Source organism: Ornithinibacillus sp. 4-3, assembly GCF_040958695.1.
Taxonomy (GTDB): Bacteria; Bacillota; Bacilli; order Bacillales; family Amphibacillaceae; genus CALAMD01.
The window spans coordinates 2,704,526-2,718,781 of the sequence record NZ_CP162599.1; the positions used below are offsets into that span (position 1 = coordinate 2,704,526).

Consider the following 14,256-nt stretch of genomic DNA (forward strand, 5'->3'; position numbering starts at 1 on the left):
TTTATTTATAATTATTTTGTTTCAATTTTATCTCCTAGCAAAGAAATTGGTAATGCCTCTTCATCAATATATTGTTCTCCAAGCAAATTAACACGATGGCCCCATGCCATAATTCCATTAATATAATTAATTTTAAACGTATGTCCTGGATCTCCTTGTATTTGATGTGTATCACCTGCAGAAAAATCTGCCGGATTCAACATATAAGAACGGACGAAATGCATTTTTCGCTCCTGAATTGCAACTTCACTAATATTTCCTTGCTGCTCTGCTTTCAAAGCTAATTCCTTTAACTTACCTAATTCTTCACGCAGTTGTTCCATTGTATAATCACTATATAGAAATTTCATTTTTGTCCTCCTGCTGTTCCTTGAATAAATTAACTTTACTCTGCCTTTAGCTCCTCGTCAATAAATTGCTGAATGATGTCTGTTTGAAAGCCTTGACGATATAAGCCTTCTTTTATTTTCATTTCTAACTCATAACCCGAAAATTTTCGTTCATGCTTGCGCATTAACTTATGCCCTTGCTCTATCATCGCATCCCATTCACTAGCTTCATTCTTATTTTCTTCCAACTGTTTAATTACCTCTGAAATAATATCTGAAGAAAATCCTGAACGAAGCAAATAAATTTGAATACTTTGGATTTGTTTGCGGAAAGATTGTTTACCTGTTTGTTTCAGACGTTTTTTTACAATTTTCCTTACTTTATCTAGTTGTTCTTCCTGTTCAAATAATTGAATTGCTTCCGTAATAATTGAATCTTTTATTCCCTTCTGTCGCAATTCATTCTTTATAAATACAGGTCCTTTGGTCGATGTATTCATTCTTGTTTGTACAAACATTTTCGCAAATGCAAAATCATCAATTAAATTTTGTTCAGTAAGCTTGCTCATAATAGAAGCAATTTGTTCTTCCTCTACTTCATGCCTCTTTAAATAATCTAGAATCTCTTTCTCTGAACGCATACGAAAGCTCAGAAAATAAATTACCTTTAAATAAAACTTCTGTGTTTCATCTTGCTTTGTAATTTCCTCAAGAAGTGCTTCATCTAATTCCTGCCCTTTATGTAATTGATACTGTAAGAGCACATCTTCATCTACGCTAAATGCATACGCATCAGCTTGACCTCTATCGACATAAATATTATAGCGATGCTTATTTTTCTTTTGAGTAGTGATACGGGCAATTTTCAACAAAATCTTCACCCCTTCTTTTTTTTATCTTATCATACTTAGCTTTTTTATCTCAGTTGAAGTTGTTATACTTATAATAAATCATTACGAGGAGGCATACCTTATGAATTTTCTAATTACTGGTGGAACAGGATTTGTAGGAAAACAATTTATACAGACATTTACAAGCCAGGATCATCATTTTTATGTCTTCACTCGAACTCCAGAAAAATACGAAGCAACCTCTGAAATAACTTACTTATCTTTCACTCATCCTAGTCAAGAATTACCACAAATTGACGCTGTGATTAATCTAGCAGGGGAGTCTATTTTCGGTTATTGGACAGCTAAAAAGAAGGAAAGAATTCTCTCTAGCCGCTTAGAAACAACAAAAAAGTTACTCACCTATGTTAAACAATTACCTAAAGCTCCTTCTGTTTGGATTAATGCTTCAGCAATTGGTTTTTATGGAACATCAGATGAAAAGCAATTTACAGAAAAGACAACAGAACCAGGAGATGATTTTCTAGCAGAGGTAGTTTATCAATGGGAGGAAACAGCTAGAGAAGCAGAAAAATCAGGCATTCGTACAGTGTTCTTACGTTTTGGAATTATTTTAGGGCATGAAGGCTCCTTACCAATTATGAGACTTCCTGTAAAATTACTTGCAGGTGGAAAAATTGCTACCGGAGAGCAATGGATGAGCTGGGTACATATTCATGATACCGTCCAGCTGATTATGTTTGCTATTAACACATCAGAGATCGCTGGAGCACTCAATGTTACTGCCCCAGAGCCTGTTCAAAATAAAGATTTTATGAAGCTATTAGCAAAATCCTTAAAACGACCATATTGGTTCCCAACTCCAGGCTTTGCAATGAAAACTGTTTTAGGCGAAATGAGTGAGCTTGTCACAAAAGGACAATTTGTTATTCCACAAAAAGCATTAGATCATCAATATACCTTTGCATTTCCACAGCTAAAGGAAGCTTTAGATGATTTGGCGAGTAAATAGGAAAATGGAGTATTGATGTACAATTTTCTACTACACCTACCCTTGTAGAAGAAACACTGGAAAAAAGATAATAAGTATAAATAATGAAGGTGATAAGATGGCATTCATAGGAACAGCAAATGTCAGTAAAAAAGCAGGGACACAAGAAGAACCAAAAATAGAAATTGTATTTGATGATATAGATAAGATATGGATACCACATCTTGTAAAGTAACTTTTTACTATAAATTCACTAGTGACAAAGATGTTATTTCAAACAGACAGAGAAAAGATGTCCCTGCTATTCTCGATGTCACTACAAATTTTAAGATTTATATAAATTCCGATCTTTATTTTGATCAAGAGGAATTTCCTATATTAGAATTTTATAAACATCTATATAAATGGATTAATAAGAACGGAAAAAATAATAAAATACAAGAATTTCATTATTTTTCAATAGAATATGATGATTATGATGATGGAGCACTTATTTCTTTGCTGCCTTTTGGAGGAAACAAAGCCAGACTAAAGTCAATATGGGCAGAACAAGAGCTTTATAATATTTTTGTATTAAATGATATCGTAAAAGAATTTATAGTTTTAGAACAACGTTTAAAAGTAGACATAGAGAACTATTATGGAATAAAGCTAGCAAAGTTTATAAAACATATACCTTAATAAAATTCATTAAGCTATGATATTTAAGAGAGTATTGACTAGTTATACAGCTTAATCAATACTCTCTTTTCCATCCTAATCCCTCTTTTCAAAAGTAAAGAAAGAAGCCATGATCAAAATCGCAGATAAAACAACTGTAATAATAGCAGTCATTATCAAGTCTGTGGAAACTTCCTGGGTAATAAGATATTCATGAATGTACGTAGATATATTATTCGGACTCCAAGTGATAAAACGACCAAATATTTGTGTAAGTACACTCATAGATAGCACAATGATAATTGATAAAAATGCAATGATTCCAGCATTTTTAAATAAGGTATTTAGAAAAACGACAATCGAAACTACAAACATTAACCAAAGACCATAGAAGAAAATAACATAAAGCAATGAAATAAATGAGATTTCCCCAAATAATAAATTTGTATAGTACCAGCTTCCGACCATTGCTAAGAAGAAGGATATCCATACCATTGTCATTATTGCGACGAATTTTGCTGTAATATAATGAGAATGTGCAACAGGCTTAACCAAAATTAATTCAGCAACTCCACTTTTCCTTTCCCCAGCAATAGTACCCATTGAAATTAATACAATAACTAATATCCCAATACTCCCAATTTGCCCAAGGCTCATCATTAATACTTCACGAGGTAATGGAGTAGGTATTTCCATCACCGCACCATCCGGTAATCCACCAACAGATTCAATGATTAACGGCATGTAATAGGAGGATATTGGATCCATAATCGCTAGAACGATCAGTACAAGCGGGAACCATATCCATTTATAATTTCTCCAGCTTTCTAATAGTTCCTTTTGAAACAATGTTAACCATTGCATGTGTCGTTCACCGCCTTCATAAATAAATCTTCTAATGAAGTTTGATTAATAGAAAAGCCTTGAATTGGCCAATTTTCCGATAATGCTTTTTCTAGAATTTTCTTCCGTGTCTCTTCTTCATCCACTAAAGGAACATGTAGAACATTTTTCTCTGTATAACAATTCGTTTGAAGAAGCTGATCGATAGCTTCTTTATAAATCTCTGCATCAGCAGGAAAATTAATAACCATTTTCTTCGTTTGGTATTTTGCACGTAATGTTTCAATAAGTCCTGATTCAATCAAATTCCCTTGATGAAGTAAAATTAATTCATCACATACTTCGTCAGCATCAGATAAAATATGTGTAGAGAAAAGAATTGTCATCTGCTCTTTCAGCTCATCCATTAACTCAAGTACTTCTCTACGTCCAATTGGATCTAGAGAGGATACAGGTTCATCCAATAAAAGAATTTTAGGCTCATGAATAATAGCCTGAGCAATTCCTAGGCGTTGCTTCATTCCGCCAGAATATTTTCCAATTCTCCTATTCTTCACATCTCCTAATCCTACTTTATCTAGGAGTTTATCGGCTCTATCTGCTGCCTCTTTTTTCGTTAATTTTGCAAGCCTACCACTATATACTAAAAATTCCTTTCCGCTCATCCATGAATAGAAAACTGGATACTGTGGTAAATAACCAATCCATTGTCTGAAATCATCTTTAATTGTTTGTTCTTTAAAATCAATTTTTCCTGTGGTTGGCTTTAAAGAACCTGCCAACATTCGAAGCACCGTCGTTTTTCCAGCCCCATTTGGGCCAATTAAAGCGATACATCGTCCAGCAGTAAATAGATAATCCATTGGCTTAACAGCTTCTATTCCGCGATAAGATTTAGATAGATTTTTCACTGAAAGTAAATTCATCTTAATATTGTCTCCTTCCAATTACAAAATAAAGTACTGGTCCGATAAGAGATAGAAATAGAATAATCGGAAGCCATAACAATTTTGGACCATTTGTTTCTTCTGCTTTTATCCAATCAACTAGTGCAAAAATCATTATAATAAAATTAATAATAATTAGTGGTGCAACCAGTCCCCAATTTATCTCTGCAAAAACATCCATTTTCTCCACTCCTATCTACTTAGTAATATTGGTATGCCAGCAGCTAATGCAATAATTCCGATTAGAATTAACCATGCAAGCGGATTAGCGAGATTTATCGTCCATCCAACTCCAAAACGTTTTTCTAAAAATAATGAAGGATCTTTTCGATTAAAATAAAATTGACCAAGTTTCCAATAATGATCATCATCACGATTTATCACTGTACCATCTGACGTTCTTACATTTTTTACACGACTCCCACCTTGACCAGTTGTAATAGTGAGTATAATCGCACCAATAATCATGATTCCTGTAATCATTAGCGAAATCACAGTCATATAACTCGCTAAAACCGTATAAATAAATGATAGCTGGATGACACTTAAAAGAACGGTAAGCATAATTCCACTAGCAATTAGAAAAATTGACCATCTTCTTCTAAAAATAATATTTTGTTCTATCGATTCGTCTGGATTTTGGGCATTCAATTGCTGTTTAGACCTTCCGATCATCCAATTAATAAACATGAATAAAATAATCATATAAATTTGTGTAACTGGCATGATTAAAACAGATCGATATGACTTTTCCGTCCAATTGGTCACCTCGCCAGAGAAGTTATATTGCATCGGAATCTGTTCTGGAATCCTCGCATATTGTGTAAAGGTAATAAATAACGTGACAGCAACTAAAGCAAAAGCAATTAAAAACCAGTAATTAGAATGAATTAATTTTTGTTGATAAAAATTTGTTTGTAGTACAACCTTTTGTTGTCTTTGCTCATTCCATTTCTCCTGCTCTTTAAGTTGTTTCATTTGCTTATGAAACAACAAATAGATTAAAAATGAAATAATTAGAAAACCAATTATGGTTGTTGATAATACAATCCCCATTACTTCTTCATCATTTGGAGGATAATTTCCTACGATAAAATAAAAAGTAAGTAGTATAACAATGCTAAAAACTGTCATAACTGAAGCATATTTTTTTCGCATTCTTTTTAGCTTTTCATCCATATAGACATCAGACGGAATAGAGACTCCAAAGCTCTCAGTGTGTCGTGTCCAATATGGCATACCAATCAAAAGAATAAAAACAGGTATGAATAAAAGAATTGAAATCCAAATGATTTGATCCATCGTTTAACTTTCCTCCTTAACATATGAAGTAAAAATCTCTTCACAAAGCTTCATAAAATCTTTTTTATTTACATCTCGACAAATGGCCTCTGCAATAAGAGGATGCAATATTTCTTGCATTTCTTCTTGAAAAGATACATCTGCCTTTGGAACTCCATCTGGGTTAATCACAACCCCTTTTTGACGATGATTTAAAATAAATCCTTTTTGTTCCAGCTCTTTATATGCTTTATTCACGGTGTGTAAATTGATTCCGATATCTGCTGCTAATGAACGAACAGATGGCAATCGTTCACCTGCAACAAGCTCCTGCTTGGCAATACCTGCAATAATACGATGAATAAGCTGTACATAAATTGGCGTTTTAGACTCAAACTCTAAATGAATAATCAAAGGAATCCATACTCCTTTCTAAAGAATTCATGTTATACTTGTAATATAACATACATTCCGAATATATCAAAGAGGTTTCATAAAAAACTGCCTTAATTGTTTTTATAAAAACAATTAAGGCAGTTTTTCATTGGATTGGGAATTATCATTATTAAGTTGATTTAGAAATTAGGATATGTAAGTATTATTATTTGAATGAAAAATGCAGTATTTAACAGGACGATTACCAAAAAAACCATCTTGTAGTATTAATAAAGAAGGCAAGGAAAAATAAAGAGTAATAAAAGCGAGGGAATTATGGACAATATATTGTATAAGATAGCTAAATTAATCAGAAGTAATGAAAGAAAAGTCATAATCGGTGTTTCGGGTCATGGTGCTGCTGGAAAAACAACGTTCACTAATCAACTTATAAAATTATTAGGACAAGATGATGTAAATTATATTAATACAGACCCTTACATCATTAGTACTTCTAATATGAGAAAGTATGCTGTTATTAATTACGAATATAAGAATGAAAACCACCGTTATAAGATGACAGCTTGTCACCCAGCTGCTCATAATATATCAATTTTAGAGCGTGATATACATATGATTAGAGATGGTTTAGATATTTATACATTAAGCATAGATAATACGAAGAGTAAATTGAGCTCTTCCGAAAAAAAGATACATATTATAGAAGGTATGAGTGTTGCATTTACCAATCCAGATTTATTTGATTTAAAAATTTACTTGTATACGGATGGAGAAACGGAATTAATGAGAAGGTCTTTTCGTGATGTTACTGAAAGAAGAGTAAACTTAGATTTTTTAAGGCAATCTCACGAAGAGCGTAGAATTCAATATGAGCTTTTTATGCATCCTTACCATCAGGATTTTGATATTGTTATAAGAAATTCCAATGAAGGTTTCTTTCTAGAAAAAGACAATCTAAATTAAATGTGATGTGTTGTAATTCAATGAGGTCAAAAGACCTTCAATATAGGTATTATATTGAAGGTCTTTTGATACAAGAAAATATTCTTTTAATAAATTTTTACCCATTTGTTAATTCGTATATCCTTGATATAAATCAGGCTATAATGATCTGTTTAAACTTAAAATTTCTCAATACAGTTCTCGCAAAAAAACCGTTCACTCTTCATCTTCCTGCTGGTGTTTCTTCGGCAGACGACCAGCCCGCTTGACTGCATCGCGTAAGATAAATTCTAGATGGCTGTTAACACTTCGAAATTCATCCTTTGCCCATGCTTGCAAGACATCGTATAATTTCGGGTCTATGCGCAAAGGAAAGCTCTTCTTTTTATTCGACATAGAACCCCTTCTTTCTTATCAATATTTTCATCTTCAACTTATCTAAGTATCGCCTAATGAGTAACATTTTGACAAGTGGTTTAGATGGAAAAATCATTTATTGATATAGAGATCCCGTGTTAAGGACTGGCTGTGTACCATTTTCCGACACAATTGCTACTAATAAATTATTAATCATTGTCACTCGACGTTCATCATCCAATTCAATAATTCCTTCTTGTTCAATTTTTTCAATTGCATGCTGAACCATACCTACAGCACCTTCCACAATTAATTTACGCGCTTCGATAATAGCACTTGCTTGTTGACGTTGTAACATAGCTTGAGCAATTTCAGTAGAATATGCTAAATGTGTTAATCGTGTTTCAATCACTTCTACACCTGCTACCTTTAAACGCTCTTGCAATTCTACTGCTAACTCGTCTGAAATCCCTTCCGTATTGCTCCGTAAAGTGAGTACTGAATCATCAAATGAATCATAAGGATATTTTGTTGCTACTGCCCGAATTGCAGTTTCACTTTGAATAGATACAAATTGCTCATATTTATCAACATCAAAAATAGCCTTTGCTGAATCTACCACTTTAAAAACAATAACCGCTGCAATTTCAATGGGATTACCATTTATATCGTTTACTTTTAATGTTTTACTATTAAAGTTACGGACACGTAAGGAGACTATTTTACGTACTGAAAATGGAACAGTAATTAAAATACCTTCTTGGCGTATACTCCCCATATATTTCCCAAGAAAAATGACAACTGCTGCTTGATTCGGTTGAACTAATGTAACTCCACTTCCCAGTGCTGCAGCAATAAGTAATGCAATTACTCCAATAATAAATTGTTGTTGAATAAAACTAAAAACCGTTGCACCAATAAGCAGAATAATAATGAAAATACCTACATAACCATTGATCGTCCAAGCTTTTTTCTCCTGCATTTTATTCACTCCTCTATAATCAAATCATTTATATATTAAAATGATATCACTTTAATATAACTTTATGCAAGAATTATCTTTTAAGAAGTCGGAATTTCAAGTATCAATTTTTGAAAGATTAAATATCTAAACAAAAAAACCCTGAGAAAATTTTCTCAGGGGGCATTTATACATTATTTACTTTGTACAACGATCTCTTCATCTACTACATCTACTTGTACATGGTCAATTTCATCATTTTCTAATAAGAGATCTGTTAATTGATCTTCAATTTTATCTTGAATAACTCGGCGTAAAGGTCTAGCACCAAATCGCTTATCGTAGCCAAGTCTCACTAATTCTTGCTTCGCTTCATCTGAAATAGCGATTTGAATATTACGTTCTTCCACTGTTTCTTCTAGCTCGACAAGCATTAAGTCTACAATTTGTAGTAAATCTTCTTCTGTTAATTCATTAAATGGAATAATCGCATCAAATCGATTTAGAAACTCTGGTTTAAAGTAATTATTTAAGTTTTCTAGGATAGATACTGACTCGTGGTTCGGTGAATTAAATCCAACGTTTGTGATTTTATCGCCAGTTCCAGCATTACTTGTCATAATAATTACCGTATCCTTAAAGCTAACTGTACGACCATGAGAATCTGTCAAATGACCATCTTCCATAATTTGTAGGAACATATTCTGTACATCTGGATGTGCTTTTTCAATTTCGTCTAATAAAAGAATTGAGTATGGGTTGCGACGAATTCTTTCCGTTAACTGTCCTGCCTCCTCATGTCCTACATATCCTGGAGGTGAACCAATAATTTTTGATACAGAATGCCTTTCCATGTATTCACTCATATCTAAGCGAACATATGCGTCACGACTTCCAAATAATTCTTCAGCTAGAACCTTCGTTAGCTCTGTCTTACCTACTCCAGTAGGCCCAACAAATAAGAAAGATCCAATTGGTCGATGTTTTGCCTTTAATCCTGCTCTACTACGACGGATAGCCTTAGCAATCTTATCGACTGCTTCTTTTTGACCAATTACTTTTGCACCTAATTGTACGGCTAAATTTTGCATTTTTTTCTGTTCATCAGCTTGTAGTTTCGTAACAGGAATACCTGTTTTTTCTTCTACAATCAATTGTACATCTTCTAAAGTAACTTCAGCATGTGCTTCTTTAGCATTTTCTTTTGCTTTCTCTAATTGCTTTTGTAATTGTATTTCTTGGAATCGTAAGTTAGCAGCTCTTTCATAATCTTCTACTTCTGCTGCTGCTTCCTTCTCCTTAACGATTTCCTGCAAACGGAGTTCAATCGAATCAGAATCTTTCTCTCCATTTAATAAATTAATTCGTGAACCAACTTCATCCATTAAATCAATTGCTTTATCTGGTAAGAATCGATCTTGAATATAACGTGCAGAAAGTGCAACAAATGCTTCAATAATCTCATCTGAGTACTTCACTTCATGAAATGCCTCGTAACGATCTTTAATTCCATGTAAAATTTGAATAGCATCCTCTTTAGATGGCTCTTTCACAATAATTGGTTGGAAACGACGTTCTAATGCAGCATCTTTTTCAATTTGACGATATTCTTTTAATGTTGTTGCCCCAATGATCTGCATATCCCCACGAGCTAGAGCAGGTTTTAAAATATTTCCGGCATCCATTTGTGAATTCTCCGCAGAGCCAGCTCCAACAAGTAAATGAATCTCATCAATAAATACAATTACTTCCTCACGGTTGCGAATTTCTTCAATTAATTGCTTCATACGCTCTTCAAATTGTCCTCGAATACCTGTATTAGCAACTAATGACGCTACATCGAGAATATATACTTCCTTGTCCATCAATTTAGCAGGTACATCGCCTTCGACAATTTTTACAGCTAAGCCTTCCGCAATTGCTGTTTTACCTACGCCTGGTTCCCCAATAAGCACTGGATTATTTTTATTTCGACGATTTAATGTCTCAATAACTCGCTTAATTTCATTTGTTCTACCAATTACTGGATCAATTTCATTTGCTCTTGCCTCATCTGTTACATTTTTACCTAATTGATCAAGGAGACCTTGTTGTTTATTCTTTTGTTTCTGCTTTGTTTGTACATTTCCTTGAGGAAAGCCACCTTGGAAAAATCGTTTAGCAAAATCATCATTTGCTCCACCAAAAGATGAGAAGCCTGTTGAACCAAACATTTGACCTTGTAGCTCTTTATAACATTCCTGGCAAACCTGTAATTGCATTTTTTGACCATTTATTTGTACGGCTAATTTAATATTTGCTTCATTTGTTTGACAATGTTGGCATTTCATCATTAACTTCCTCCTTTTATTTATCTTAATTTATACAGTCATCTGTTATACGAGTTGTTTAGTTAAATACATAGGTCTTAACAGCTGTCATCCTTTCTGTTATAAAAGGGTTTTGACTTTGACTAACTTTGACCTTAATCATATTATACTCTGACCTTTTTTGACTTTCAAGTACTTTTTACCATTTTTTTTACTTTTTTCTTTAATATGTAGGATTAAATATTGTTCAAACGTAAACTAACGTCCCCTACGCCTTCTAAAATCACCAGAAAAAATGCCCAATTAAAATTTGATTTAACTGGGCGTCTGATATATTAAGTTATGGATGGTATATTGTTTTTGACCAATAGATCATTTAAGCTTTTAAATTGATAGCCTTGTCGTTTTAATTCTACAATCACGCGTTCCAATGCTTTGGCATTGTCTTCAGATACCGTATGCAATAAAATGATTGCACCAGGATGAATTTGTTCTATGATTTGATCATATGCATATTGCCAGCCTTTTTGTTTATTCGTATCCCAATCATGGAATGCAACCGACCAGAAAACATGAACATATCCTAATTCCTCTGCATGAGCTAATGTTTGTTCGGAAAAAGTTCCCCGCGGTGGTCTGAGAAAATTCATTTCCTTTTGATCAGATATTTTTGCTACTGCATCTTTCACTAAATCCAATTCTTTTTTTATCTCTTCCTTAGATAATGTTGTAAAATCTGGATGGCTATGGGAGTGATTTCCGATAATATGTCCATCCTCAACCATCCTCTTAATTAATGCAGGCTGGTCCTTCACATAATGACCAGTTACAAAAAAGGTTGCAGGTACATTTAATTTCTTCAAGGTATCTAAAATTTCCTCTGTATATCCTTGTTCATAACCATTATCAAAGGTTAAATAAATGTTCTTTTCCTCTGAAAAATCGGCATAGTATGCTTGATGCCCTTCAATAATTTCTTTATATTTACCTACGTCTGGAATTTCTTGATTATTATTCTTCTGATAGCCCCAGCCATAGCCCGCTGCTTCTACAATATTTGTTCCCAACATGAAACTAAGTGCGCAAAAAATTACAAATAATATTCTCATTCTGCTTCAGTCCCTTGCTTCAATTGAAAAGAGAAAGTTAAATAATCCTGAAGTGGCATCCAAGCTGCAATCCCTTGCTTCGTTACATTTTTTAGAATAATTTCTGTTTCTTTTCCTTTTAATTGCACATATACTTCACCAAATACAATCTGTCCTTTTTCATATACTGCTGGTACAAATGTCGTTAATGTCCCAGCTTTATTTGGTGGAATAGTGTATGCATTTTCCTTTTTTGTTCCTTGACCAATAGTTGTTTGAAAAGTCAATGGAAGATCCGTTTTCTTTCTTGCAGCAAATAACATCATTTGTTTTACAGCATCTGCATGTTCTATTTTACTTGTTAGTACTCCACTTATTTGTTTGGTTACATTTTGGTCGTAATGGAGCTTCTGATTCACTGTTGATTCAATATTATTCCATTCATTTTCATGGACTTTTTGATACTCCCAATTGACCTTTGTTTCCTTTGTTTCATATTGAATTGGCCAACGTCCAAGATAAATCATTCCACGATATCCAATAGCTATTGGTGAAGGTTTGATTGTTGTTTCATTTAATAATTCAATTAATGCCTGATTATCAATATTGTACTTTAATCCATCTATCCATCCTTTTGTTGTTTCACTTGCTTCGACCTCTTCATCAGCCTCGTTATTATTTGTGTATGTGTTTTCTTTATCTATTGGTAACACATGATTAGGAATGGTAAAAGGAGTGGAATCTGACTTCTTATCAGCGGCAAATGTTAAAGCAGGATAAAATAAATTAAAAATAAGAAAGAGCAAAAATGTCTTTTTCCAGATCTTTTTTTGCATCCATACATCTCCCTTCTTTTCCTTTTAGCTTTTTCGTAACGAGTCAAATATATACATTTGATAAATGGTAACATTTTCAGCAAGCTAATATTTTTTGTTTTTTTAGAAAATATGTTAAATTTAATTTAATTTTATAAAGAAGGTGTTGAAAAAAATGAGTTCCTCGAAACCAAAATGGTACTATGGCTGGTACATTGTCATAGCCGCTTCAGTCATTACATTATTTACATCAGGATTACGGATGAGTTTTGGTCCATTTTTCAATCCTATTTTAAACGACTTTCAATTGTCTCGTACAGATTTATCTATTATTGTTGCAATTGGAATGATCGTTTATGGAGTAGCAATGCCACTTGCTGGTTATCTAGAAAGCCTTTGGAGCGCGAAGAAGGTTTTATTAATTGGTTCTTTTTTCGTTCTCGGTTCTTCGCTTTGGATGACAGTGGCAAATAGTGCTACAGAGTTATTGTTATCATTCGGTATCGCTTTATCCATTGGATTAGCTTTCACCAGTCAGACACCATTAACTCCTGTTATTGCACGTTGGTTTATTAAACGTCGAGGACAAGCGCTTTTTTATCTATCGACAGGCTCTATGACAGGAATTGCAATTATGAATCCTGTCTCTAATATTCTGATCCAAAACTTCACTTGGCAAAATACAATGTTAATTTTTGGAATTACTTTTTTTATTTTAATTATTCTTGTTGCTTTATTTGTTCTTCGTGAAAATGTACCTGAGGGAGCAGATGAATCAATTGCCAAGACGAAGGTCATCAAGACAACAAAAATACCTATCGAAGAGCCAGCAGTTCAATTACGACTTATTGATTCCATCAAAACATTACCTTTTTGGCAAATTTCTATTGGTTTATTCGCATGTGGATACAGCATGAACCTACTTGGAAGTCACGGGGTACCAATGTTAATCGACCATGGGTTCTCATCTTCCATTGCGTCGGGTGCCATTGGCTTCATTGGACTTGTCGCCATTCCTGGCACACTAATTTTAGGAAGTTTAGCAGATAAAGTACCGAAGAAAAATATGCTTGCATTAATTTATATTGCACGGGGTATTGGATTTATTTTTATCGTTCTCGTTATTAGCACCTTCCAATTATATATGGTCGCATTAATTGCAGGATTAGCCTGGGCTGGAAATGCTGCTTTAGGTTCTGCAATTCTTTCGGATATATATGGTGTACGTCAAGTAGGGATGCTATATGGCCTTGCTTTATTTATACACCAGATTGGAGCTTCTATTAGTACGATACTAGGTGGATGGGCATATGAAACTTTTCATACTCACCTTATTTCATTTGGAAGTGCAGCAATCCTCTTATTAATTGTTGGAGTGATTTCACTAAGAATCCCGCAACGTTTAAAATTAAGAGTTCCAGTTGCTAGTGAAGCTGTACCTGTTACAAAATAAATCTAAAAAGCCATCACCTATTTTTATGTAAAA

16 protein-coding genes are annotated in these 14,256 nt (G+C 33.5%); 4 read left to right on the forward strand and 12 right to left on the reverse strand.

Annotated elements, in window-relative coordinates:
* Window positions 1–11 precede the first annotated feature (11 nt).
* A complete protein-coding gene (locus AB4Y30_RS13305; RefSeq protein ID WP_368652705.1) occupies window positions 12–350 on the reverse strand; it encodes a YfhH family protein in 339 nt (112 codons plus the stop codon).
* A 35-nt stretch (window positions 351–385) separates the two neighbouring features.
* Complete coding sequence (recX, locus tag AB4Y30_RS13310; protein WP_368652706.1) at window positions 386–1,201, reverse strand: recombination regulator RecX; 816 nt, start codon at window positions 1,199–1,201, stop codon at window positions 386–388.
* A 100-nt stretch (window positions 1,202–1,301) separates the two neighbouring features.
* Between recX and AB4Y30_RS13315 the strand changes: the two genes are divergently transcribed.
* Both AB4Y30_RS13315 and AB4Y30_RS13320 read left to right on the forward strand, forming a co-directional pair.
* The gene (locus AB4Y30_RS13315) at window positions 1,302–2,192 is read left to right on the forward strand and encodes a TIGR01777 family oxidoreductase (protein WP_368652707.1); all 891 of its coding nucleotides are present in this window, start codon (window positions 1,302–1,304) and stop codon (window positions 2,190–2,192) included.
* A 189-nt stretch (window positions 2,193–2,381) separates the two neighbouring features.
* On the forward strand, window positions 2,382–2,852 hold the full coding sequence (locus AB4Y30_RS13320) for a hypothetical protein (RefSeq protein ID WP_368652708.1): 471 nt from the start codon (window positions 2,382–2,384) through the stop codon (window positions 2,850–2,852).
* Between the two features lie 75 nt (window positions 2,853–2,927).
* Here AB4Y30_RS13320 and AB4Y30_RS13325 read toward each other — a convergent pair whose 3' ends face one another.
* From AB4Y30_RS13325 to AB4Y30_RS13345, 5 genes are read right to left on the reverse strand one after another with little or no spacing between them, the layout of a single operon-like run.
* Entirely contained in the window at window positions 2,928–3,695 is a 768-nt protein-coding gene (locus AB4Y30_RS13325) for an ABC transporter permease (protein WP_368652709.1), read from the reverse strand.
* Window positions 3,683–4,600: an ATP-binding cassette domain-containing protein gene (locus AB4Y30_RS13330; RefSeq protein ID WP_368652710.1), complete on the reverse strand. Its 918-nt coding sequence runs from the start codon at window positions 4,598–4,600 to the stop codon at window positions 3,683–3,685. The genes AB4Y30_RS13325 and AB4Y30_RS13330 overlap by 13 nt, the downstream gene beginning before the upstream one ends.
* Window position 4,601: 1 nt before the next feature.
* On the reverse strand, window positions 4,602–4,802 hold the full coding sequence (locus tag AB4Y30_RS13335; RefSeq protein WP_368652711.1) for a PLD nuclease N-terminal domain-containing protein: 201 nt from the start codon (window positions 4,800–4,802) through the stop codon (window positions 4,602–4,604).
* Window positions 4,803–4,813: 11 nt separating this feature from the next.
* Window positions 4,814–5,923 carry a DUF1648 domain-containing protein gene (locus tag AB4Y30_RS13340; RefSeq protein ID WP_368652712.1) on the reverse strand — a complete coding sequence of 370 codons (1,110 nt, stop codon included), beginning with the start codon at window positions 5,921–5,923 and terminating at the stop codon, window positions 4,814–4,816.
* 3 nt (window positions 5,924–5,926) lie between these two features.
* Window positions 5,927–6,316 (reverse strand): GntR family transcriptional regulator, encoded by a 390-nt coding sequence (locus AB4Y30_RS13345; protein WP_368652713.1) that lies wholly within the window; start codon window positions 6,314–6,316, stop codon window positions 5,927–5,929.
* A 297-nt stretch (window positions 6,317–6,613) separates the two neighbouring features.
* On the opposite strand from AB4Y30_RS13345, the gene AB4Y30_RS13350 reads away from it, so the two are divergent.
* Window positions 6,614–7,261: a uridine kinase gene (locus AB4Y30_RS13350; protein WP_368652714.1), complete on the forward strand. Its 648-nt coding sequence runs from the start codon at window positions 6,614–6,616 to the stop codon at window positions 7,259–7,261.
* Window positions 7,262–7,456: 195 nt separating this feature from the next.
* Here AB4Y30_RS13350 and AB4Y30_RS13355 read toward each other — a convergent pair whose 3' ends face one another.
* The 5 genes from AB4Y30_RS13355 to AB4Y30_RS13375 form a co-directional block, all read right to left on the reverse strand.
* Window positions 7,457–7,636 (reverse strand): Arc family DNA-binding protein, encoded by a 180-nt coding sequence (locus AB4Y30_RS13355; RefSeq protein WP_368652715.1) that lies wholly within the window; start codon window positions 7,634–7,636, stop codon window positions 7,457–7,459.
* A 97-nt stretch (window positions 7,637–7,733) separates the two neighbouring features.
* Window positions 7,734–8,579 (reverse strand): SPFH domain-containing protein, encoded by an 846-nt coding sequence (locus tag AB4Y30_RS13360; protein ID WP_368652716.1) that lies wholly within the window; start codon window positions 8,577–8,579, stop codon window positions 7,734–7,736.
* A 173-nt stretch (window positions 8,580–8,752) separates the two neighbouring features.
* Window positions 8,753–10,888: an AAA family ATPase gene (locus AB4Y30_RS13365; protein WP_368655227.1), complete on the reverse strand. Its 2,136-nt coding sequence runs from the start codon at window positions 10,886–10,888 to the stop codon at window positions 8,753–8,755.
* A gap of 314 nt (window positions 10,889–11,202) precedes the next feature.
* Complete coding sequence (gene pdaA / locus AB4Y30_RS13370) at window positions 11,203–11,976, reverse strand: delta-lactam-biosynthetic de-N-acetylase (protein WP_368652717.1); 774 nt, start codon at window positions 11,974–11,976, stop codon at window positions 11,203–11,205.
* Window positions 11,973–12,791, reverse strand: a complete 819-nt coding sequence (locus AB4Y30_RS13375) for a YfkD family protein (protein ID WP_368652718.1) — start codon at window positions 12,789–12,791, stop codon at window positions 11,973–11,975. The genes pdaA and AB4Y30_RS13375 overlap by 4 nt, the downstream gene beginning before the upstream one ends.
* A gap of 154 nt (window positions 12,792–12,945) precedes the next feature.
* On the opposite strand from AB4Y30_RS13375, the gene AB4Y30_RS13380 reads away from it, so the two are divergent.
* On the forward strand, window positions 12,946–14,223 hold the full coding sequence (locus AB4Y30_RS13380; protein WP_368652719.1) for an MFS transporter: 1,278 nt from the start codon (window positions 12,946–12,948) through the stop codon (window positions 14,221–14,223).
* Window positions 14,224–14,256 lie beyond the last annotated feature (33 nt).

Coding starts and splice junctions, on each gene's coding strand:
- pdaA (WP_368652717.1), bottom strand. CDS start 11,976: ATGAGAATATTATTTGTAATTTTTTGCGCACTTAGTTTCATGTTGGGA.
- AB4Y30_RS13355 (WP_368652715.1), bottom strand. CDS start 7,636: ATGTCGAATAAAAAGAAGAGCTTTCCTTTGCGCATAGACCCGAAATTA.
- AB4Y30_RS13340 (WP_368652712.1), bottom strand. CDS start 5,923: ATGGATCAAATCATTTGGATTTCAATTCTTTTATTCATACCTGTTTTT.
- AB4Y30_RS13320 (WP_368652708.1), top strand. CDS start 2,382: ATGGATACCACATCTTGTAAAGTAACTTTTTACTATAAATTCACTAGT.
- AB4Y30_RS13360 (WP_368652716.1), bottom strand. CDS start 8,579: ATGCAGGAGAAAAAAGCTTGGACGATCAATGGTTATGTAGGTATTTTC.
- AB4Y30_RS13305 (WP_368652705.1), bottom strand. CDS start 350: ATGAAATTTCTATATAGTGATTATACAATGGAACAACTGCGTGAAGAA.
- AB4Y30_RS13325 (WP_368652709.1), bottom strand. CDS start 3,695: ATGCAATGGTTAACATTGTTTCAAAAGGAACTATTAGAAAGCTGGAGA.
- AB4Y30_RS13375 (WP_368652718.1), bottom strand. CDS start 12,791: ATGCAAAAAAAGATCTGGAAAAAGACATTTTTGCTCTTTCTTATTTTT.
- AB4Y30_RS13365 (WP_368655227.1), bottom strand. CDS start 10,888: ATGAAATGCCAACATTGTCAAACAAATGAAGCAAATATTAAATTAGCC.
- AB4Y30_RS13335 (WP_368652711.1), bottom strand. CDS start 4,802: ATGGATGTTTTTGCAGAGATAAATTGGGGACTGGTTGCACCACTAATT.
- AB4Y30_RS13330 (WP_368652710.1), bottom strand. CDS start 4,600: ATGAATTTACTTTCAGTGAAAAATCTATCTAAATCTTATCGCGGAATA.
- AB4Y30_RS13350 (WP_368652714.1), top strand. CDS start 6,614: ATGGACAATATATTGTATAAGATAGCTAAATTAATCAGAAGTAATGAA.
- AB4Y30_RS13380 (WP_368652719.1), top strand. CDS start 12,946: ATGAGTTCCTCGAAACCAAAATGGTACTATGGCTGGTACATTGTCATA.
- AB4Y30_RS13315 (WP_368652707.1), top strand. CDS start 1,302: ATGAATTTTCTAATTACTGGTGGAACAGGATTTGTAGGAAAACAATTT.